The organism is Dolichospermum flos-aquae CCAP 1403/13F (assembly GCF_012516395.1).
Lineage (GTDB): Bacteria > Cyanobacteriota > Cyanobacteriia > Cyanobacteriales > Nostocaceae > Dolichospermum > Dolichospermum lemmermannii.
This window is the reverse complement of sequence record NZ_CP051206.1, coordinates 3,700,001-3,722,250: the sequence shown is the minus strand read 5'-3', so window position 1 is coordinate 3,722,250 and position 22,250 is coordinate 3,700,001. Positions and strand designations below refer to the sequence as shown.

General features: G+C 35.9%; 13 protein-coding genes and 6 pseudogenes. 8 read left to right on the top strand and 11 right to left on the bottom strand.

The genetic code is table 11. The features are described from left to right. Window positions 1-61 precede the first annotated feature (61 nt). Window positions 62-2,242, top strand: a complete 2,181-nt coding sequence (locus HGD76_RS17955) for a molybdopterin oxidoreductase family protein (RefSeq protein ID WP_168696576.1) — start codon at window positions 62-64, stop codon at window positions 2,240-2,242. An 85-nt stretch (window positions 2,243-2,327) separates the two neighbouring features. On the opposite strand, the gene HGD76_RS17950 is transcribed toward HGD76_RS17955, so the two are convergent. The 3 genes from HGD76_RS17950 to HGD76_RS17940 all read right to left on the bottom strand — a co-directional run bounded on the left by HGD76_RS17950 (window position 2,328) and on the right by HGD76_RS17940 (window position 5,276). Further along, a complete protein-coding gene (locus HGD76_RS17950) occupies window positions 2,328-3,371 on the bottom strand; it encodes an anthranilate phosphoribosyltransferase family protein (protein ID WP_168696575.1) in 1,044 nt (347 codons plus the stop codon). A gap of 51 nt (window positions 3,372-3,422) precedes the next feature. Further along, window positions 3,423-4,346 (bottom strand): LysR family transcriptional regulator, encoded by a 924-nt coding sequence (locus HGD76_RS17945; protein ID WP_015081555.1) that lies wholly within the window; start codon window positions 4,344-4,346, stop codon window positions 3,423-3,425. 501 nt (window positions 4,347-4,847) lie between these two features. Next, window positions 4,848-5,276 carry a QcrA and Rieske domain-containing protein gene (locus tag HGD76_RS17940; protein WP_168696574.1) on the bottom strand — a complete coding sequence of 143 codons (429 nt, stop codon included), beginning with the start codon at window positions 5,274-5,276 and terminating at the stop codon, window positions 4,848-4,850. A 420-nt stretch (window positions 5,277-5,696) separates the two neighbouring features. On the opposite strand from HGD76_RS17940, the gene HGD76_RS17935 reads away from it, so the two are divergent. Then, window positions 5,697-7,607: a DNA methyltransferase gene (locus HGD76_RS17935; RefSeq protein WP_168697491.1), complete on the top strand. Its 1,911-nt coding sequence runs from the start codon at window positions 5,697-5,699 to the stop codon at window positions 7,605-7,607. A gap of 121 nt (window positions 7,608-7,728) precedes the next feature. Here HGD76_RS17935 and nifJ read toward each other — a convergent pair whose 3' ends face one another. Beyond that, on the bottom strand, window positions 7,729-11,316 hold the full coding sequence (gene nifJ / locus HGD76_RS17930) for a pyruvate:ferredoxin (flavodoxin) oxidoreductase (RefSeq protein WP_168696573.1): 3,588 nt from the start codon (window positions 11,314-11,316) through the stop codon (window positions 7,729-7,731). 242 nt (window positions 11,317-11,558) lie between these two features. After that, window positions 11,559-11,681 (bottom strand): annotated as a pseudogene (locus tag HGD76_RS17925) (IS1 family transposase); the annotation flags it as partial. Between the two features lie 79 nt (window positions 11,682-11,760). Between HGD76_RS17925 and HGD76_RS25970 the strand changes: the two are divergent. The 3 genes and pseudogenes from HGD76_RS25970 to HGD76_RS17910 all read left to right on the top strand — a co-directional run. Next, on the top strand, window positions 11,761-11,886 hold the full coding sequence (locus HGD76_RS25970) for a hypothetical protein (RefSeq protein ID WP_267904271.1): 126 nt from the start codon (window positions 11,761-11,763) through the stop codon (window positions 11,884-11,886). Window positions 11,887-12,042: 156 nt separating this feature from the next. Continuing rightward, a complete protein-coding gene (locus tag HGD76_RS17915) occupies window positions 12,043-13,176 on the top strand; it encodes an ISAs1-like element ISAsp2 family transposase (RefSeq protein WP_168694588.1) in 1,134 nt (377 codons plus the stop codon). A gap of 276 nt (window positions 13,177-13,452) precedes the next feature. Continuing rightward, window positions 13,453-13,803: pseudogene (locus HGD76_RS17910) on the top strand (IS1634 family transposase); the annotation flags it as partial. Here the strand turns inward: HGD76_RS17910 and HGD76_RS17905 are convergent. Next, entirely contained in the window at window positions 13,757-15,178 is a 1,422-nt protein-coding gene (locus HGD76_RS17905; protein ID WP_407644818.1) for an IS4 family transposase, read from the bottom strand. The pseudogene HGD76_RS17910 and the gene HGD76_RS17905 sit on opposite strands and share 47 nt — an antisense overlap. Before the next feature lie 358 nt (window positions 15,179-15,536). Here HGD76_RS17905 and HGD76_RS17900 point away from each other — a divergent pair. Both HGD76_RS17900 and HGD76_RS25510 read left to right on the top strand, forming a co-directional pair. Next, window positions 15,537-16,640, top strand: a pseudogene (locus HGD76_RS17900) (IS1634 family transposase); the annotation flags it as partial. 265 nt (window positions 16,641-16,905) lie between these two features. Then, window positions 16,906-17,087: pseudogene (locus HGD76_RS25510) on the top strand (hypothetical protein). A 678-nt stretch (window positions 17,088-17,765) separates the two neighbouring features. On the opposite strand, the gene panD reads toward HGD76_RS25510, so the two are convergent. The 4 genes from panD to HGD76_RS17880 form a co-directional block, all read right to left on the bottom strand. Continuing rightward, window positions 17,766-18,161 carry an aspartate 1-decarboxylase gene (panD, locus tag HGD76_RS17895; protein ID WP_148765373.1) on the bottom strand — a complete coding sequence of 132 codons (396 nt, stop codon included), beginning with the start codon at window positions 18,159-18,161 and terminating at the stop codon, window positions 17,766-17,768. 130 nt (window positions 18,162-18,291) lie between these two features. Next, window positions 18,292-18,810 (bottom strand): inorganic diphosphatase, encoded by a 519-nt coding sequence (locus tag HGD76_RS17890; RefSeq protein WP_148765371.1) that lies wholly within the window; start codon window positions 18,808-18,810, stop codon window positions 18,292-18,294. 200 nt (window positions 18,811-19,010) lie between these two features. After that, window positions 19,011-19,199: a TLTLP motif-containing protein gene (locus HGD76_RS17885; RefSeq protein ID WP_148765369.1), complete on the bottom strand. Its 189-nt coding sequence runs from the start codon at window positions 19,197-19,199 to the stop codon at window positions 19,011-19,013. Between the two features lie 182 nt (window positions 19,200-19,381). Then, a complete protein-coding gene (locus HGD76_RS17880) occupies window positions 19,382-20,173 on the bottom strand; it encodes a DUF4231 domain-containing protein (RefSeq protein WP_168696572.1) in 792 nt (263 codons plus the stop codon). 760 nt (window positions 20,174-20,933) lie between these two features. On the opposite strand from HGD76_RS17880, the pseudogene HGD76_RS17875 reads away from it, so the two are divergent. After that, window positions 20,934-21,173: pseudogene (locus HGD76_RS17875) on the top strand (DUF4277 domain-containing protein); the annotation flags it as partial. Window positions 21,174-21,318: 145 nt separating this feature from the next. On the opposite strand, the pseudogene HGD76_RS17870 reads toward HGD76_RS17875, so the two are convergent. Further along, a pseudogene (locus HGD76_RS17870) lies at window positions 21,319-22,077 on the bottom strand (IS982 family transposase); the annotation flags it as partial. Window positions 22,078-22,250 lie beyond the last annotated feature (173 nt).

Sequence of the window (22,250 nt, the reverse complement as noted above, 5' to 3'; positions counted from 1 at the left end):
TCTACCCTGCGGGATCTCTAAGAGAGATTGCGCGAAATAACTTTTTAAACCTGCAAATATTATGACAGAATTTACAAAAACACTTTGTCCTTATTGCGGGGTTGGTTGCGGTTTAGAAGTTTCTCCACCAGCCCAACATGGAAAAGCCACAAATCGAGATAGTGAAGGAATTCCTATTTGGCGAGTTAGGGGTGATAAATCCCATCCTTCTAGTCAAGGAATGGTATGTGTTAAAGGTGCAACTATTGCTGAATCTTTGGATAAAAGTAGATTACATTATCCCATGGTGCGCGATTCTTTAGATGCAGAATTTCGGCGTGTGAGTTGGAATGAAGCTTTTGATATTATTACCCACCGGATTCAAACATTGAGATTGAATCAAGCCACAGATTCTATCTGTATGTATGGTTCTGGACAATTTCAAACAGAAGATTATTATATTGCTCAAAAGTTACTTAAAGGTTGTTTAGGAACTAATAATTTCGATGCTAATTCCCGGTTGTGTATGTCTAGTGCGGTATCTGGGTATATTCAAAGTTTTGGTGCTGATGGTCCTCCTTGCTGTTACGATGATTTAGAATTAACTGATTGTGCTTTTTTAATTGGTACAAATACAGCAGAATGTCATCCCATTATTTTTAATAAGTTAGCAAAATATCATAAAAAAAATCGCCATGTTAAAATGGTTGTGGTTGACCCTCGGCGGACTCCCACAGCCGAAGCAGCCGATTTACATTTAGCTATTCGTCCAGGTACAGATATTGATTTGTTAAATGGTATTGCCCATTTATTAATGAAATGGAATTATATAGATACAGTTTTTATTGATGATTGTACTAGCAATTTTCCGGCTTATGCTGAGGTGATTCGGCATTATTCACCGGAAGTTGTCACCAGTCGTTGTGGTATTAGTATTGAAGATTTAGAAACTGCTGCTAAATATTGGGGAAAATCAAAATCTGTACTTTCTTTATGGTCAATGGGTGTTAATCAATCTTCAGAAGGTACGGCTAAAGTTAGAACTATTATTAATTTACATTTAATGACGGGACAAATCGGTAAACCTGGTGCGGGTCCTTTTTCTTTAACTGGTCAACCTAATGCTATGGGTGGCAGAGAAGCGGGAGGGTTAGCCCATTTATTACCGGGTTATCGGTTGGTAAAAAATGCCCAACATCGCGCAGAAGTTGAGGATTTTTGGGGTTTGGAAAGAGGACAAATTTCCCCTGTTCCTGGTTTAACTGCTTGGGAAATGATCACTGGTTTAGAAACTGGAAATGTGGGTTTATTGTGGATTGCTGCCACTAATCCGGCTGTGAGTATGCCCGATTTAGAAAGAACTAAAAAGGCGTTGTTAAAATCTCCTTTTACTATCTATCAAGATGCTTATTACCCTACGGAAACATCAGCTTATGCTCATGTTTTGTTACCTGCGGCACAGTGGGGTGAAAAAACTGGGATTATGACGAATTCGGAAAGAATGGTAACGCTATGTTCGGCTTTTCGTGAACCACCCAGAGAAGCAAAACCTGATTGGGAAATTTTCGCAGAAGTGGGAAGAAGATTAGGTTTTAATGATAAGTTTAATTTTCAGAATTCCGCCGCAGTTTATCAGGAATTTGTCCAATTAACTCGTCAGCGTCCTTGTGATATGTCGGGTTTAAGTCATGGGTTTTTAGCCGCACAAGGTCCAACTCATTGGCCTTATGCACAGGGTAGTAATTCAGAAAATAAACGTCTATATACTAATTTGCGATTTCATACAGCTGATGGACGCGCTAAGTTTGGTGCATATTATTCTAAAGGACTTGCTGAACCACCTGATGAAAACTATCCTTTTATATTAACTACTGGTAGATTATACGGTCATTGGCATACACAAACGCGTACGGGCAGAATTGAGAAAATTCGCAAACTGCACCCGCAACCGTTTATTGAGATTCATCCCCGTGATGCTGCTGCTTTGGGTATTATTGATAATCAGTGGTTAGAAGTGCGATCGCGTCGTGGTACAACTAAGTTTCCAGCTAAAGTTACAAAAGCTATTTCTCCCGGTACTGTCTTTGTCCCTATGCACTGGGGTAAACTGTGGGCAGATGATGCGGAAGCTAACGCTCTTACCCATTCAGAAGCCTGCCCTGATTCCCTCCAACCGGAATTAAAAGCCTGTGCTGTGCAGTTAGTTCCAATTCTTGTAGAATCTACGGTTAAAAATTATCAACTTCAGTCTTCTCAGTGGTAAGCTTTTGTCTGAATCAGGATGTCCAGGATTAAAGGATAAACAGGATAAATAGGGTGAGAACAAAAACTTTATCACCAATTACCGATTAAAATCTTTGCAGCAAAGTATTAATTTGTTGCAGTTTAGCTGCTAATACACCACTGCTGATTAGTTCAGTGGCTGTGTCTATACCAGTTTGCATATCTGAACAAATACCAGTGCGCCATAGATAAAAACCACCATTCCATAGGGCTGTTTGGCTTAGTTCGCTGGTTTTTCCCGTTAAAATCCCCTGCATTTCCTTAATGAGTTCTTCTGTGGTTGTGAGGGGAACGTTTTTAGTGATAAAGCCATATTCACTCGGTGCGAGTTGTAGCCGGGTTAATACTTCTGGATTTGATGAAGATAAGCCAATGATAGCTGTGCGATCGCGCGGTAAGTCACAACTACCCTCTAAACCCTTGATAAAAGTGTATTTATTCACCCCACGTAATCCCAAAGCAGTCTGAAACATTCCTTCTGTGGGTGGATGAACAAAACCGGCAATAATGTGAGCATCACTCGTATATGGACACCAAATCAACTCCATTGTTGCTAACGGTGGACGTTTACCCAATTGCTCACGGTATTCCCACAAAGTTTGATTTAAAGGAAAATGCTTAGGTGTATAAATAAAACCAATTCCTGTTTGTTCAAAAACCTGCTGGGTTTGTTCGAGTGATAAACTAGTCCAATCTATTCCTAAACCTTGCCAAATCTCAATTAAAGGTAAACCATATTTTGTCGGTAAGCGATCTCCTCCGTGCATAATTACAGGTTGTCCCGCAGCAGCTAATAATAAAGCCGTAATTATATTAATTGGTGCAGTGCGGGTTCTGCCATCATAGGGTATACCCAAAACTATGACAGGTTGGGCTATTGGTAGCAATTTGGGTCCGATTTCATAGTAACTGTCTAAAATCCCTGCTAATTCTTCACCTGTGGGACGTTTAATGCGGTGAGCAATTAAAAATGCGCCAATTTGCGCTGGTGTGGCTTCACCTAATAACATCATTTTTGTTGCAGTAGCGGCTTCAGCACGGGTTAAATTATCTGATGTGTGAGTTCCACTACCTACTTTTTGAATAAATTCTCGAAATTTATTAGTCATTTGTTAGTTGTTAGTTGTCAGTTGTCAGTGGAAAAAGGTAATAGTTTATTTTTAATTTTTTATTTCCGGAATATTATCTTTGACAAGTTGCCAAAAATATTGAATAGGGGGAATGTGGAGACGATCTTGAGTTGTTACCATCACTACCCGACGAGTTAAACTGGAATTATCAGCTAAATTACTATTTTCGGCTAGGGGACGAACTGCCAGGGTGGGATCATGTCTGGCTTCTATTAATGCTGATTGGGGAAGTAAGGCAATGAGTTCTCCTTGACGAACTACTCCCCGAAAGGCATCCAGGGTGTTTACTTCTAAAGCTGCTTTGAGTGTAGCTTTCATCTGTTCAAATTTATCTTGAATCAGACGTTGCATTCCATAACCATCTTTAAATACCACTTGGGGATAACGAATTAACTCTAACCAGGGGATAGATTCATATTCAGATAGGGGATGATTTGCTGCGATGAGGACTTCTATGGGTTCTTCATATAGCAATTCTACGGCCATTTCTTTGCCGGTGATTAAAAAGCGATTGTGCATTACAATTGCTAAGTCTACTAAACCATCTTTGAGGACTTTCAGAGAGCGATCGCTTCCTAATGATGTGACTCGCAATTGCACCTCTGGATAATGATGACAAAATTTTTGTAACACTGGTGGTAGGTAAGAAGCACAGACTGAATGAATTGCTGCAATACATAGTTCTGGTTGCTTTCCCCCCATTAAATCTGTTAATTCCTGTGTAGCAGATTCCCATTCCTGGCAGATTTTATGCACACGAGGAAGTAAGCGTTCACCTCCTAAGGTTAATTTGGCATGGGTGCTGCGATGAAATAATTCTATGCCCAAATCTGCTTCTAATGCCTGAATTTGCCGACTAATAGTTGATTGAGTCACACCACATTGTTTAGCTGCTTGTTGAAAGCTACCTGTTTGAATGATCGCCAAAAAGGCTTGCAACTGCTCTAGACGCATTTTAATAGAACCTAAGTATAAATGAATAACTCTTATTAATTTAACGGGTTATCTGTATAATTTTAATTTAATTTAATTTGTTGTCCAGCATTTAATTTACATAATCACATTAGCAAAAATACTTGTGCATACTGAATTGATGCGTTATATAACAACTGATATAACAAGGAATAGGGAATAAAGTCAGAAAATTATTTCCCTCTGCCTCTTTCCTCCCGATTCCTGCTATGAGGTACATATCCAGCGGGCAAGATGCCCGCACTACAAGAGTTTCATAATTCAAGTTTGTACCTCATTAGAGGATGTTTGAAAAGTTTTTAATGTATAAATAAACCCCTCTCCAAACCTCTCCCCGACGCGGGGAGAGGCTTTGAAACCCCCATTCCCTTGTAGGGAATGGGGGAAGGGGGGTTAGGTTTCTGGAGATTATCGGTTTCATCTAATACTTTTCAAACAACCTCTTAGAGCAAAATCTGCTATATGATGACAGCCTGGAGAGTGTCAAGTTGCTTTAACTAAGATAGAACCACCTTCAATTTTAGCTTGGTAAGTTTTCAGCGGTTTTTTAGCAGGACCTTCTTGTGCTTTACCATCAGAAGCAAATTTTGCACCATGACAGGGACAGACAAATTTACCTTGTTTTGCTTTCCAGTCGATGCTACAACCTTGATGAGTACAGGTAGGATTAACAGCAATCAGATTTTCTGCGGCTTTAGATGTGCCAACTACTAATACTGCGCCAATGGTTGAATCTTCTACTAATAGTTGCCCAGTTTTGTCTAATTGTGCCACAGTACCCACTTTTTGCCAGCCTTTCGTGGCAGCATTAGCAGATGTACTCGTTTCGGGAGAACAGGCTGCAATTGCGACAGGTAAGGAACTCGCTAAACAACCTAATCCTACCCAATTTATAAAGTCACGACGTTTCATATTTGCTGGTAATCAATATGTGATTTTTTACTAATATCTATTATTACTGGCAATGTTGGATAATGTCATTATTTAATTATTGATTGGTGGTGATGGAATTGAGGGCGCATACCCTGCAACTCTACGGTTTTTGTGAGTTTAAATCATTATTTTTGTTATAAATGCTTTATTAAAGTAGTAAGTTAATTTATTATTAAATAATTTAATTACATGAATTTTAACTAAACATAAAATAATCTTAATTGATTGTCATATAGGAATCCGGTTTAATTCTTGGAAAGATACGTAGGTGCGTTACGCGATTGCTAACACACCCTACAATACTCCACCAAAATGTAAATGATATTCAGGGATGTTATACATTGTAGCATTTTTAGTTATCTGATGTCTGTTCATTTCTCCAGTGTTAATTTCTGAGGAATAGATTTTGCTCTTTGTAATGGTGTAGAGTTTTCTATATTTAAAACTACTGCAACTAATATACCTGTTTTATTTTTTACCCTTGATGAGATTGAATATCATTGGGAAAAATTAACTCAATATTTATCACCTAATAGTTTTCAATCTGGTAAAAACTTTAATTATGAAACTACCATAGCTACAGTTAAGACTCAGGGTGATTTTAATTATAATACCCGTCCTTTATTAGAAGAAATTTTAGTTAAAAAACAATCTGCTAAAAGACATTTTGGCGTTCATGGATATTTTACTAAACAGGCTTGGAATGTAGTAGCTGAATATATTAAAAATTTTAGTCAACCGGGGGATTTAATTCTTGATCCTTTTGGTGGTAGTGGAGTTACAGCAATTGAAGCATTAATGAATAATAGAAAAGCCATTAGTACAGATATTAATCCTATGGCGGTTTTTCTAGTTAATTCCTTAATTAGTAGTGTGGATTTTGATGAACTTTCAGCAGCTTTTGCAAGAGTAAAAACAGAATATCAAAAGAAAGAACCTATAACGGAAGCGGATATTCAAAAAGCATTAACAAAATATCCCTATCCTCAAGGTTTAGAATTACCTAAAGGTTCAGATGTAGAAACAGTAGAACAGTTATTTAGTAATAAGCAATTAGCACAGTTAGGTTTATTAAAGTCAATCATTAAAAAGGAGAAAAACAAAAATATTAGAGATTCATTAATGTTAATGTTTTCTGGGCTTCTGACAAAAGCTAATTTAACTTATCATACAACACCGAATAAACCAGCCACTGGACAAGGTGATTCTTCCGCTTTTAGATATTATCGTTATCGAATTGCTCCTTCACCAGTAGATATTGACATCTTAACTTATTTTGAACTGCGTTTGAAAAAAGTATTTGCGGCTAAAAAAGAAATGCAATACTTCATTAATGAAAAAACTATTTCCCATGCACAAATTATTAAAGGTTCAGCTACTAATTTAAATTTTATTGCTAAAGAAAGTGTAGATTATATATATACTGATCCTCCTTATGGTAAAAAGATTCCGTATTTAGATTTATCAGTGATGTGGAATGCTTGGTTAGATTTAGAAGTAACAGAAGAAGACTATGAACAAGAAGCAATTGAAGGAGGAGAACATAAAAAAACTAAAGATGAATATAACAAATTAATAGCCGAAAGTATCAAAGAAATGTATCGAGTGCTAAAGTTTGATCGTTGGTTATCATTTGTATTTGCTCATAAAGATCCTGAATTTTGGCATTTAATTATTGACACTGCGGAAAGTTGTGGTTTTGAATATGTTGGTGCAGTACCGCAAAAAAACGGACAAACAAGTTTTAAGAAAAGACAAAATCCTTTTACAGTTTTGTCAGGACAACTAATCATTAATTTTCGTAAAGTTCGCAGTCCTAAAGCCATCATGAAAGCCAATTTAGGGATGGATATTGCAGAAATTGTCATTCAGACTATTGAAGGAATTATTGCAAAAAATGATGGTGCAAGCCTGGAACAAATTAATGATGAACTCATTATTAAAGGCTTAGAATTAGGTTTTTTAGACTTGTTAAAAAAACAGTATTCAGATTTAACACCAATTTTAATTGATAATTTTGAATATGACGAAAAAACAGAACTATTTACTCTGAAAAAAGACACGAAATTCAAGTCACATATTGATGTAAAATTGAGAATTAAATACTATTTGATTAGTTATTTACGCAGAATGGAACGAGAAAAGAAAAAGCCAAGTTTTGATGAAATAGTTTTGCATCTATTACCGCTTTTAAAAAATGGAACTACCCCAGAAAATCAAACTATTTTGAGCGTATTAGAAGATATTGGAGAACGAATAGGAGAAAATAGTTGGACATTAAAAAAAGAAGGTCAACTTTCATTATTTTGATTAGAGATAATCCAAAGTCGAAAAAGAAGGACTCGCATTTAAAAATCGAATAAATAATTTTTCCCAAATCGTGAATAGCAAGATCCCCGACTTCTCTAAGAAGTCGGGGATCTAAATTAAATTACCTATTAGCCAAATATTGATACATTTCCCATCTTGCATTAACTTCCATTTGCGCTTGTTCTAGTAACAACTTCGCAACCTCTGGTTTACTCTTCGTCAACATCTTAAACCGATTCTCTTGATACATGGATTTTTCCACCGATTCAGAAGGCGCTTTCATATCCAATTGGAGGGGATTTTTACCCTGTGATTGTAATGCTGGATTATAGCGATATAACAACCATCTTCCTGAGTCTACTAGAGCCTTTTGCTGATGTAAACCTTTGGTCATATCAATACCATGAGCAATACAATGACTGTAAGCAATAATGATTGATGGACCATCAAAAGCTTCCGCTTCTAAAAATGCTTTGAGTGTATGTTCATCCTTCGCACCTAGCGCCACACTCGCCACATAAACATTACCATAAGTCATGGCCATTAAACCCAAATCTTTCTTAGGTGCAGGTTTTCCACCAGTCGCATATTTAGCAACTGCGGCTTTGGGAGTAGCTTTAGAAGATTGTCCTCCAGTGTTAGAATAAACTTCTGTATCCATGACCAAAATATTGACATTGCGACCTGTAGAAATCACATGATCAATCCCACCAAAATCTATATCATACGCCCAACCATCACCCCCAACTATCCACACACTTTTCTTAACTAAATAATCAGCGAGGGATTTGAGATTTTCAAACGCAGATAAACGCTGATTAACGCGGATATTTTTTGATTCTATCTGCGTGTATCTGTGTTCATCTGCGTTTAAAATTTCTTGGAGTTTGTGTTTGAGAATGACGATTCTTTCCCGTTGTTCCCAAATATCAGCTTCGGTTTTTTGTTCAGCTTTGAGAATGGCATTAACTAAATTATCGCCAATTTCACTACTTAATTGTTGCAATAATTCCGCTGCAAATTCCGCTTGTTTGTCTATGGATAAACGATAACCAAAACCGAATTCGGCGTTATCTTCAAATAAACTATTGGACCATGCTGGACCTCTTCCGTCTGCGTTTTGACTCCAGGGAGTTGTGGGGAGATTTCCCCCGTAAATGGAAGAACAACCGGTGGCGTTGGCAATGAGTGAGCGATCGCCAAACAATTGTGTTAATAATTTAAGGTAGGGTGTTTCTCCACAACCAGCACAAGCACCAGAAAATTCAAACAACGGTTCTTGTAATTGCTGCTGACGAATTTGGCTTACTTTCAAAGTTTTCCGGTCAGGATTTGGTAAATTCAAAAAGAAATTCCAATTTTCCCGTTCTTGTTCCCGCAACGGTAATTGCGGACTCATATTAATCGCCTTGCGGGTGGGTTCTGCCTTGTTTTTGGCAGGACAGACGCTAACACAAATTTCACAGCCTGTACAGTCTTCTGGCGCTACCTGAATGGTGAATTTCTGGTTAGCAAAGTTCTTGTCTTTGCTGTTAGTGGATTTAAAAGTTATCGGTGCGTTGACTAACTCACTGGGTTGATAAGCTTTAGCGCGAATAGCAGCGTGAGGACAAACCATCACACATTTACCACATTGAACGCAGACATCACCATCCCAAACGGGTATTTCTTCTGCAACGTTGCGTTTTTCCCATTTTGCAGTGCCACTGGGGAAAGTTCCGTCAGCAGGTAAAGCACTGACAGGTAAATCATCACCTTCCCAGACCATGATTTTGCTAAGAACATTCTCGATAAATTTGGGTTTGGTAATTGCTAATTGCGTTTCTTCCCTATTACCTCTTACCAATGACCTATTACCGACTTCATGGAGATTTTCTAGAGTGTTGTCTACCGCTTTTAAATTCATGTTGACAACTTCCGCGCCTTTTTTACCATAGGTTTTTTCTATGGCTTGTTTGATTTTAGCAATTGCTGCTTTTTCTGGCAATACCCCCGCTAAAGCAAAGAAACACACCTGCATGATAGTATTAATTCTGTGTCCCATACCACTATTTTTCGCTACTTGACTAGCGTTAATAGCGTAAACTTTCAGATTTTTGTCAATAATCTGCTGTTGGACTTTTGGGGGTAGATTTTCCCAAACATGATCAGCATCATAAGGACTATTTAACAGCAAAGTCGCTCCCGGTGCAGCCGCTTTTAAAATATCAATACTTTCCACAAATCCCCAATGGTGACAACCGATAAAATTAGCTTTGTCTATGAGGTAAGTTGAGCGAATTTTTCCAGCACCAAAACGCAGATGAGAAACTGTCATTGAACCGGATTTTTTAGAATCATAAACAAAGTAACCTTGGGCGTTATTTTCTGTTCCCTCACCGATGATTTTGATGGAATTCTTATTTGCACCAACTGTACCATCTGAACCCAAACCATAGAACATTGCGCGAACTACATGATCTGGTTCTGTGGAGAAATTGGGGTCAAAATTCAAAGAAGTGAAAGTGACATCATCATTAATCCCAATTGTGAAATGATTTTTGGGTTTAATTTGGGTGAGATTATCAAATACACTCTTCACCATTGCGGGAGTAAATTCTTTAGAAGACAGTCCATATCTTCCCCCAACAATTTTCGGGAATGTGGTTTTTTTCCAGCCTTCATAAATGGCTGTCACCACATCTAAATATAATGGTTCTCCTGCACTTCCGGCTTCTTTGGTTCTATCAAGAACGGCAATAGATTTAACACTATTTGGTAATGCTTCTATAAATCTGGAAACATCAAAAGGACGGAAAAGCCGCACTTTGATAACTCCGACTTTTTCCCCTTGGTTGTTGAGATAATCCACTGTTTCATGAACAGTTTCACAACCAGAACCCATAATCACAATTACTCTTTCTGCGTCAGTGCTTCCATGATATTCATAAAGTTTGTAATATCTGCCTGTGCGTTCTCCAAATTTGTCCATAATTTTTTGGACAATATCAGCACAAACATTGTAATAAGGGTTTGCACCTTCACGAGATTGAAAGTAAACATCGGGGTTTTGTGCGGTTCCTCGTAATACTGGTTTGTCTGGAGTTAAACACCGTTGACGATATGCAAATACTAAAGATTGGGGAATTAGCACTTGTAAATCTTCATCAGATAATAATTCAACTTTCTGCACTTCATGGGAAGTTCTAAATCCATCAAAAAAGTGCATAAATGGTACTCTTGCTTCTAATGTTGCTGCATGAGAAATCAGTGCAAAATCATGACTCTCCTGTACAGAAGCGGAACATAAAAAAGCGAAACCAGTCGCTCTTGCAGCCATGACATCACTATGATCACCGAAAATAGATAACGCATGGGTAGCTAAAGAACGAGCAGAAACATGAAGTACGAAACTGGTTAATTCTCCGGCAATTTTGTACAAGTTAGGAATCATTAATAATAATCCCTGAGAAGCGGTGAAAGTTGTACTTAATGCCCCTGTTTGTAATGCCCCATGGACAGCAGCAGCAGCCCCTCCTTCGCTTTGCATTTGGGTGACACTGGGAACTGTTCCCCATAAATTGGGTTTATTTTCAGACATCCAAGCATCAGCCCATTCACCCATATTTGAAGATGGGGTGATAGGATAAATGGCAATGACTTCATTTAGTTTGTAAGCTACACGGGCAACGGCTTCGTTACCATCAATTGTGGCATATGATTTGGTCATGATTTTCCTTTTTGTGTCTTTTCTGGTTGTTTAAACTGTATGCAGAGAAGCCAAAAAGATAAGCATTGGAAATAGCTAAAGTCAGGAAGTTAATTTGTGATCTTTTTTACAGTTTTATGAATTGGGAATTATTAATTATTTTAACTTTTAACCAATATTTTAATTATAGCAAATGGTAAATGTTCTATCTATATTAATGTTGTACTCAAGATGGTAGTGGTAAATATGTAGTGATAATAAAATTAGGCATTACAACAAGAATTATAATGATGAATAAAATACCAGATAGCGCCAATATGATTATCTAACTTTTTAGAAAAGGATAAAGTTTTTCTGACCAAACGAGAAATTCTTTGAGAGGGTGTTTGAAAAGTCGGACAAGTTGTAAAAAAGCTCTCTCAGTATAAGCTGTAAATAGATAATAGACAGCACGGAGAGAGTAACATGAGTAAAGCATACCCCAGCAATCTGACCCACGCTCAATATGAATTTGTCAGTGACATGATTACAGAGCCTAAATCAGGTGGTCGTCCAGGGGAAACGCATCTAATTTTTTTTGACAAAATGTAACTTCTATGAATAGATAAAAAGGGCAGTATTACCATGTTAATATCAAGCCAATAAATGAGTATGAAGAAAATTTGATGGTAAATTCGTTTCTATAAGAATCAATAAAATGAGTTGAAGTGGTATTCTCAATAAAACTAAAGAGACAAAATTCACAAAATGAAGCTACCACCAAAAATCACAATAGTAGATCACTTTAAAGATTTAGAAGATAAAAGAGTTGAGAGAACAAAAAGGCATAAATTAATAGATATAGTAACCATTGCGATTTGTGCAGTGATCTGTGGAGTAGATAGTTGGGTATTGATGGAGGCTTATGGAAAAAAGAAAGAAAAATGGCTAAAACAATTTTTAGAACTTCCAAACGGGATTCCATCTCATGATACATTCGCCAGAGTATTTGCGAGAATAGATCCGCAACAATTTCAGAATTGTTTTTTGAGTTGGATAAAATCTATCAATAAAATTACAGAAGGAGAAGTCATAGCAATAGATGGGAAAACATTAAGGCATTCATATGATAAAGGAAAGGATAAAGGTGCGATTCACATGGTAAGTGCATGGGCAACTAGTAATAAATTAGTATTAGGACAATGTAAAGTAGAAGAAAAGTCAAATGAAATAACAGCCATACCGGAATTAATTAAAGTATTAGATATAGCCGGATGTTTAGTAACGATTGATGCGATGGGGTGTCAAAAAGAGATAGTAAAATCAATTGCAGAAAAATCAGGCGAATATATTATCGCACTCAAAAAGAATCAAGGTAATTTATATAAGAATGTAGAAGAAATCTTCAAAGAAGCTATATCTAAAGGGTTTGAGGGATTCAAATATAGTGAATTTCATACAAAAGAAGACAAACATGGAAGAGAAGAGATTCGTCATTATCTCATGTTATCAGACATAGAAGAAAGAATAGATACTGATAAGAAATGGGTAAATCTTCAAAGTGTAGGAATGGTAGAATATATACGAAAAGTTAATGGAAAAACGAAGGTTGAGACAGGCTATTATATAAGTAGTTTGACAAATAATGCGAAATTACTAGGAGAATCAGTCCGCACTCATTGGGGTATAGAGAATTCATTACACTGGGTTTTAGATGTAGCTTTTAGAGAAGATGATTGTCGGATAAGAAAGGATAATGCACCACAAAACTTTGCAGTTATTCGTCATATAGCAGTTAATCTTTTAGGAAAAGAAAAAAGCCAAAAACTAGGAACTAAAAGTAAGCAGTTTTGTGCAGGATGGGATGATGAATATTTAGAGAAGATTTTAGAATGTATCTGATAAAAATCAGAAAATATAGACAAATATAAATATAACCAATTTATTTTTCTGTTGATTCTACAATAGAATCTATATTTTTGATGCCAAAAAATATAGATATTAATATATAGAACTGAACAAAATAAATCCATCATTAAAAATAAATAATTACTCTAAATTTATGAAATTTTTATAATTTTAATAAAGGAATTTATCAGATTTTGAATGAAGTTAGATATTTTCCCATATTGATGCACTAATATAGTATTCTGTCAAGATAATTTAGATGCGTTTCCCCTGGGGAGAGTCATGGATAAACTGTTTATAAAAGGCTTAGATACAATCTTTTTTATCATCGCAGTAAAAGCAGCCCAAAAATTTGGAGTATCACTATCAACATCACATCTAGACTCATCATCAATGCACGTGCATGGGCAATATAATACCAGCTTACCATTCGTAATATTTGAAAGTCAAAAGGTAGAAAATAGTCCAGAATTAAAAGAATTAGCAGTAAAATCACCCAAAGAAATAACCATCACCTACGGTTATTCCCGTGACCACAGACCCGACTTAAAACCAATACCCGTGAATGAAATTGTCAAACTGCTTGTGGGGGAAGGATTTTCAAGTCTTTTTCTATATCTCTGATTTCAGATTTATGGGAAGAGTTTTTGCGCTTGAATTTGGACATTTTAATTTTGACAACACGGGGATTAATACGTTTTCGTCGGGGGCGATCAATTTCAGACTGGGAAATTAATGATAATAAATATTGATGTTGAATTTCTCGTAATTTTAAGGATGAATGGCTGATGAGTTGTACTAAATCTATAACTAGTTGCAAAGATTCAAGAAAACTAAGGAGTAAAGGATTTTTATTATATTCGTTAGCAGATTGGTAAATTAAATCGCGGAGTAGATTATAAGCAATTAACATAGCATAAAGTTCTTGTTCGACTAATTCAGATGTTTTGCTCCGAAAAATAGTGGGCATTTGTCCTTTGAGCGTAGCACATTGATGTGTTTTTATTTCACAGAAACTAATTTCCACCTCCCATCTGCAATGATAGTGAATAATTAATTCTTTGGCAGAAATATTAGGGTCAATAATACTAGTAACTAAACGACGAGGGAGAAAACCAGGAATTTGATATTCAATAACTCGGACAATGATACTTTCCTGATTCCATTGTTTATGCGATTCTGTAGATTTTTCTAAATTGAGAATTTTGCCATTAATTTCTGATAAATAACTTCCATCTGGATATCTAGCCATGTATCCATCTGGCAAACGAGAATCAGAGATAACAGGTAGTTTAACATTAGAAGCTACCCTAAGTAAAAAGTCGCATTCTTTTGTACGAATACTAAAAATAGTTGCAAAGGAATATAAACCAGCATCTAATAAAAATAATAAGTTTTTCTGGTTAAATTGTGCCAGTAATTTAGTCATTAAAGTCCTTTCACCAGTTCCTTTACCTTGGCTCGAACCATAGGTAAAATCTAGGATCAGGCGTGTTGATGCTGATATTAATGTGACTATTCTCAGCATGGGAAAAGCACTTTCTCCTCGACCACATTTAGACTTCCCAAATTTATCACGATTACTTTCAGTATCAGGTGTCGTACCTGTGGAACCATCAAATATTACTGTAGTCCATTTATGAAAGTCATATTTCAATGTTGTCAAACTAGAAGTGAGTTTTTTAAATATTAGTTGAAAAACTGTTAATCCTATACGAACTCTGGCATGACTCATAGCACCTTCAGAAATAAGTTGTTTTGGTAGACAACAGGATAACCACCTCAATCCTGATATCATCCAATCCATTATTCCTAAATAACTTAAATCACGACGGATAGTGGAGAGAATTACAAACCAAATGACAAACGTTGGTACTAGAATCGTTCCTTGACGACATTTACTTGATGAAACACTCGCCAAAGATTCTTTGATAATAGTTGATAAATGTTTTGCAATTGGTTGCAGATCATATTCTGTCGTAAACTGAGTAAGCATCTGATGATGTTCTTTTTGAATTCCCATACAAAACTGTCAAGGATGACTTGAAATAAACTCTTATAAAGCTTAAATATTCTTTCATATTTTGTCAATATATACTATCAGGCTACTCATTTTGGAGCAGGAATAAAAATTCTCGACGAAAAAAATGACACATTTATGATTTTTTAAATTTGATTTCAAATAATTGACAAGATTGATGATTTATAAATTCAAGAAAAATCTCATGATCATATAATTTTAGATACATTTTGCCTGGAGTTTAGACTAAACTGAAGTTATTTTTATGCCTTAATATTTGCAGAATTAATATTAGTAATTATTTGTAGGCTATTAATTTCATTCACGGGTATTGGACTTAAAACAGTTCATTATAGAAATGATATGTTCAGGAGATGGAGACATCCCAATATTTTTAAAACTAGCATCGGGAAACCAAGCTGACTCATCATGTTTTGGTAAAATAGCAGTAGAATATCACAAACAATTAGAAGTTAATAGTCTCATAGTAGCTGACTGCGCCTTATATACAGAATCAAACCTGAAAATGATGTCAGATTTACAGTGGTTATGTCGAGTACCATTAAGCATAAAAACAGCAAAATCATTAATATCAACAATACCAGAATCAGAATTGATTGATAGTGCAATACCAGGATATAAATTAGCATCAAAAACCGAAAATTATGCCGGAATAGAACAGAGATGGCTAGTAGTACAAAGTCAAGAGAGAAGAGAATCAGACTTGCGTAAACTCACACAAAAAGTTATCAAAGCCGAATCAAAAGCTGTGCAAGATTTGAAAAAATTATCACAAGAAGAATTTGCATGTGTTGCAGATGCTATTAAGGCATTATCAAAATTATCAAAACAGTTTAAATATCACGAAATTAACGTAAGTATTGTTACTCAAATCAAATCTAAGACAAAAGATTCTCCACAAGAAATATCTTATCAAATATCAGCTACAGTCTCCGAGGATGAAAGTAAAATTAATACAGAATTGCTGAGTGCGGGACGTTTTATTATTGCGACAAATGTTTTAGATTCACAGGAACTAAGCAATGATTCTATGCTCAGGGAATATAAAGCTCAACAATCATGTGAAAGAGGGTTTGGTTTTCTCAAAGACCCATTATTTTTTGCCGACAGTATTTTCCTCAAAAGTCCTGAGAGAATAGAGTCTTTGGGAATGATTATGGGTTTATGTCTACTGGTTTATACTTTGGCTCAACGTCATATTAGAAATGCTCTTTTGGAGTCTAAATCAACAATTAAAAATCAATTAGGCAAAGCAACTAATCGTCCTACTTTACGCTGGATTTTTCAATGCTTTCAGTGTATTCATTTGGTTACACTCAATCAGGAGAAACATATTTCTAATTGGAATAAGGACAGAGATTTTATCTTGAGTCTTTTACCAGATGATTGTTTACGTTACTATCAATTAGTCAGCTAATTATCATCTCTATCAATTTAATTTCTATGAGTAAAGATGAGCTAATCTCTTTGATTTATAGCTCCATTTTACTATGTCTATAATTTCGTTTTTTACTTTAATTGATTAGTCTAACTTATAATTGTTTCTTGAATATCTTCTTTCGCTTATCTGTTGACCTCTCCAGGCAGGGCAAGCGCATCTTATTTTTAGAATGCTTACTGGACAAAGGTTTTGACGATTGTTAATTTTTGTAACTAAAGGTTGAAACCCTTGCTGGGCATGGATTACAGAATTTAGGTGCGTTTGCCCTGCCTCTCCAGGTAGTGTGCATTCTTATTGCTTCTTATTGAGAATAGATTTTGATGACATTTTTGGTGATTTACTGTTTCTCAAATGCCTTTTTTCACTTTATCTGTTTGTTTTGATGCTCCCTTTGATTCTCATCTCCGTAATTTCCCTCTGTAACATTTTGGGGTGCGGAATGTGGGCTATAAGATGAAGATGATTTTCCATAATGACATAACCGTATAAGAGGATGTTTTAAAAGTTTTTAATGTGTAAACAGACCCCTCTCCAAACCTCTCCCCTACCAGGGGAGAGGCTTTAAAACCCCCATTCCCTTGTAGGGAAGGGGGGGAGGGGGGTTAGGTTTTTGGAGATTATGGGTTTCATATAATACTTTTCAAACAACCTCTTAGGCGGTTATATTAATTAATACTTAAAATAAGTCCTTCACGAGCTAGTAATGCTTTAGCTTAACCGACAGAAGCCCCACGTCTGATCCGATAGGGAAGCGGGGGATGAATGGCGCGTGAATTGACGACGGTTTTCCGACCAACGCGACAGCAAGGAAGGAAAACATGGAGACAATTCACAAAATTTGTGTTATGAATTGAATATCTCGGCAAGGCGAGAGAATAGCGATAACCAAGCTAGATACATGATCATTTTTGTTGATTAACCTTGATTTTGCCTTTGGAACGAGGGGTCAGCCTATCGCCTTAACATCAGTCTTGTTGTTCTCGAAGAGCAAAAAGCTGCTAACTGGGTAGGAAGCCTATACTTACCCGCAAGGGAAGTGTAGGTAGTTCACGGAATACTGACTGAATTTCAGTTTGAACATGATCAAGAAAATCATCATCATCAGGATGATGATAGGAGATTACTGAGCAGATCATCATAATGTCGCACTTCTAATAACTGGTTTTTTTCACCCACAATTACAACGGTAGGAGAGTGACATTTTAACTCTTCCATAGTAAACTGCCCGTAAGTCATGATAATCAAGCGATCGCCAACCACGCCTAAACGTGCCGCTGCTCCATTTAATTCAATCGCTCCTGAATTAGCGGGAGCAGGTATGGCATAAGTAATAAAACGCTCACCATTAGCAATATTCACTACTTGTACCTGCTCATAGAGGAATATACCAGCTTTTTTCAGGAGAACCTCGTCAATGCTGATACTACCCACATAGTTAATATTTGCTGCTGTGAGCGTACAGTTATGAATTTTTGCCGACAAGAGAGTGCGCTGCATTTGAGTTTAAATTTTTTTTTGCAACCAGTAAGACAGTTGGGAATTAGACTCAGTAAGTTGTTACTGATGATTCCACAATTATCGGTTTAGTGGGTAATGAGTAATTCACATTACCATCACCCATCATCTATTATGCTTTAGCTTTAGCTGCTTGAATGAACTTTTCCACCAAGGGAGCTACCTTATCCACATCCTGCCAACCGAGAATTTGCGTGACCTTTTTTTCCAAATTTTTATAACTACGGAAAAATTCAGCAATTTCTTCTAGTCGGTGAGGGGATATGTCTTTGAGAGACTTTACATGAGCATAGCGCGGATCTTTATCGGGAACACAAAGAATTTTTTCATCACGATCGCCACCATCAATCATTTCCAAATAACCAACTGGTCTAGCCGCAATCACGCAACCGGGAAATGTTGGTTCATCCATGATTACCATACCATCTAACGGATCGCCATCATCAGCTAAGGTATTAGGGATAAAACCATAATCATAAGGATACTTGACCGAAGAATAGAGAACCCGATCTAAAGCAAATGCTTGTAAATCCTTATCGTATTCGTATTTATTTTTACTTCCGCCAGCAATTTCAATCAGGACATTAATTACACCTGGCTTTGGTTGGGCAGGAATCAAAGATAAATCCACAACAAAACTCCTTTACTAAAAGTGAATAAGCGGTAGCAGCCATTTTCGCTCCCAGTGTAAGATTCTAAGGCATTGTGGATCTCTTCCCCCAGATTCCTGCTAAAAATCTTGGTGAATTTCACAAATGATCAAAAAAAAGCAGAGAAAAAAACTCCCTGCTCATTATCCTCTGCTTTGACTCCTAAATTCTGCTGTATATTTTAATCTCCAGGAATAGATAGGTTATAGCTTAAGGATGGCTGATTGTTTTCAACATTTACTGAAGAATAGTGGGCGATGATAAATACTGGTAAAGTGAGGGTGATCAAAGCGATCACTGTTCCCACAATGTCTGCCAAACGTTGGGAATATGTATCGGAAGAATTGGCAGACTGGCTATTTAAATTCATACAAAGTTGCAATTAATCAGAATCACGAGTGGGTTGACTCCCTGGAAAAGAGGGTCTACACTATTCTAACTATTTTTTTACTATAAACCGTAATGTCAGGGATAACTGACATTTTTGATCCTTCAGAAATTCCGTAGGGGCGCAGGTCCTGCGTCCAATTAGATTAGTCCCTGCGCCTAAGATTATGCAGCCACTTTTTGTCCTGTAGTTGATTCTTCAGATTGTGGTGACTCTTGTTTTTCTTGATTTCCTTGTTCTGAATCACTGCTGGGTTGAACTATTTGGAGGTGAATATTATTCACTTGATTAATAAATAGTTCTATTGCCTGACTTACTCTTTGTTGTTGTTTACCTTCTTCGGAAATATCATAACAACGATAGGCTGGGCTAATTCCCAAAATAAACTTTTCCTGTTCGGCTTCTAATAATTCAACGGCTTTGTTAGCAGCCATCCAATTTTTTTCAAAAGGAAATGAGGTAACGATACTAGCAACAATGGAAGCAACGGCTGGGCAAATAACAGGCAGCCATTTTAACCAGCTTTGTCCTGCTTCTAATTTATCCACCAACACTAAAATTGGTGTGACACCTGACAAAATAACGGTAGAAATTTGCAAAACATAGTAAAGAGTTCTGGCGAGATTTCGAGAACTTTTATAATCATCAATCAACTCTTGACAATATTCTAAAGCTTTAGCTCGTGCTGGTAAAACTGTATTATAGTCCAATGTAGTACCATTGCTTAATAGAGAGGTATATAGTTCAGCTTTTTTGGAAAGCTCAGTTTTTTGTGATTCCTTTTGAGCATTTTTCACAGATTGTCTATTGAAGATAAACAAACCAAGAGAAACACTTAAAGCAACGGATGCAGCAGTTATATATTGTTGATCACTAGAACCAACATAAATGATGAAAATTGATGTGATAGCAACTGCGGCTAATAAATAATCAATCAACTTGAAAAAAAACAGCATATTTTTTCCTGGTGTGGTTATTGTCGGAATGTTGAATTGATGATTGGAAACCCCGTTGTAAAAATATTTTTACAACCAAAGATGTATATTACACGAAAGTAACATTATTTGCAAGTTGCCAGGACTAGCAATATTTTTCAGAAAAAAGGTTACAGCAAATTGTTATCAAACGTGCTACAGGTGGAAAAGGTTAAACCCATTACTAAACTTCGTTATACGATTTATTTTTGTAGTGGGTTTGATCGAAAACTGCTGTAAGATCCGGATTTTTCAGTTGTTTTCAAGGATACAGATATAAATAAAGTTTGGCTCTTCGGTACTTGTTATGCCAAACTATTATTTATATTCATTAAACAATATTAAAAAATGTATCAATAAATGTCTAAAAGTGCTGTAAAAGTTGACATATGAACAATACCTTAGCCAATTTACGAGGGTGAGACAATAATCCCACATTCCGCACCCTCAAGTGTCACACCCCAAGGAAACCGATGTATTTAGTACATAAGAACTAATGCTTGTGAGGGTTGACTAAAATTTATTGAAGCTAAATAGGAATAACTACTATTAAAGTAGATATACAGTCAACAAAAACGACTAAGTACAAAATTTTGATTCTGAGGTGATTGTAATGGAAAACTTAGTCCACAATCATTGAAAGCTTTATCCTCAATGACTATAAAAAAAACTAAAAAAACGTTTTAAATCAACAGAAAAATGAGAATATGGTAACAGATACTTATATGGAGTTTCTGTTACCATGTTTAGTACAAAAGACCTGGAATTGAAGAAGATAGACCATTTAGGGATAGTAGCAGGAATAGTAGATTCAATAGGGATTGTAGAAATAATTAATAATTTAGTAGGTTCAGAGCCAGGAGAAAAAGTCAGTGCAGGTCAGGTGGTAAAAGCGATGATTTTGAACTGCTTAAGTATGATGTCACAGCCGTTATATATGTTTCCAAAATTCTTTGAATTAATTGCTTGTGAACATTTAATTACCTGAGTTCGATATAAATAATCATCCTGAGAACTAATTATATCAGGCTTTTCTCAATTAGCAATGATTGTTGACAATAAATAAACAAGAGAAAACAATCCAAAATTGAATATTTTGGGCTCATAATTTAATTGCATGAAAATAATTAAATTAATAAAGCTGGTAGAGAAGTTACTTCATGTTTATCTAATTTTAAAGAAGGTTTTTTATCTTGCCAAGTATAAGCAATTAAACCAGTGGTCGGTGAGCGAAGCCGAACCGCAATAATATTAACCATAAAATTAGAAATACTGCGATGACGAGAATGAACAACTTGGGAAATATTTTGATAGCCTGCGTGGCGTAGCCATAGTTGGTCGTTGACAGTTTCGATTAAAGCTCTTTTTCTTAACATAAATTTTTCCCACAATTCAACTAATTTATTCTTCATATTCTTCTTAAAAGGAATAATTAATTTCACATCATTTTCCAATAGTTTCTGAAATAAACTTTTAGGAATATATCCTTTATCTCCAAAAAGTCTTCCCCATAAATTTTGTGCCAAAGTAGGAACTGGTTTCCGGTCATCAACATTTCCGGGAGTAACTTGAAAAGCTAATAATTCGCCTTGTTCATTAATAATTAAATGAAGTTTAAATCCAAAGTACCAATCCACAGAACTCTTGCCCCAGCCCGATAAGCCACGGAAAACTTTATTTCTTTTTGCTCTTTTATTATGACAAATAGGAATACCCATGCTGTCAATAAAAGAGATGCCACTACATTGACCTTTTCGACTATTAAGATAACAAATTAAAGGCAGTAAAGCATCAGGCATTAATTCAACAAAGCGATTATAACTCACTAAAGATGGAAAATATCTGTGGTAGTTTGTTAAAATGCTTTTTTGATAATAGTCCTGAAAATATAGACTAACAATAAAATTATATTATATTTTTTGCCAGAAACCACCCTTATTCTTTATTGCTTCTTATTGAGAATATATTTGAACCAACTTTCCTATCTAAAATTTATTTTTTTATAGATAAATGTATTTTTTTACTCCTTTTTCATCAATTTACCTCCGTAATCACCGTT

Bases quoted from the DNA above. Each gene is read 5' to 3' on its own strand.
- HGD76_RS17955 (WP_168696576.1), top strand. From the start codon at position 62: ATGACAGAATTTACAAAAACACTTTGTCCTTATTGCGGGGTTGGTTGC.
- HGD76_RS17950 (WP_168696575.1), bottom strand. From the start codon at position 3,371: ATGACTAATAAATTTCGAGAATTTATTCAAAAAGTAGGTAGTGGAACT.
- HGD76_RS17945 (WP_015081555.1), bottom strand. From the start codon at position 4,346: ATGCGTCTAGAGCAGTTGCAAGCCTTTTTGGCGATCATTCAAACAGGT.
- HGD76_RS17940 (WP_168696574.1), bottom strand. From the start codon at position 5,276: ATGAAACGTCGTGACTTTATAAATTGGGTAGGATTAGGTTGTTTAGCG.
- nifJ (WP_168696573.1), bottom strand. From the start codon at position 11,316: ATGACCAAATCATATGCCACAATTGATGGTAACGAAGCCGTTGCCCGT.
- HGD76_RS25970 (WP_267904271.1), top strand. From the start codon at position 11,761: ATGAGTAAAGCATACCCCAGCAATCTGACCCACGCTCAATATGAATTT.
- HGD76_RS17915 (WP_168694588.1), top strand. From the start codon at position 12,043: ATGAAGCTACCACCAAAAATCACAATAGTAGATCACTTTAAAGATTTA.
- HGD76_RS17905 (WP_407644818.1), bottom strand. From the start codon at position 15,178: ATGCTTACTCAGTTTACGACAGAATATGATCTGCAACCAATTGCAAAA.
- panD (WP_148765373.1), bottom strand. From the start codon at position 18,161: ATGCAGCGCACTCTCTTGTCGGCAAAAATTCATAACTGTACGCTCACA.
- HGD76_RS17885 (WP_148765369.1), bottom strand. From the start codon at position 19,199: ATGAATTTAAATAGCCAGTCTGCCAATTCTTCCGATACATATTCCCAA.
- HGD76_RS17880 (WP_168696572.1), bottom strand. From the start codon at position 20,173: ATGCTGTTTTTTTTCAAGTTGATTGATTATTTATTAGCCGCAGTTGCT.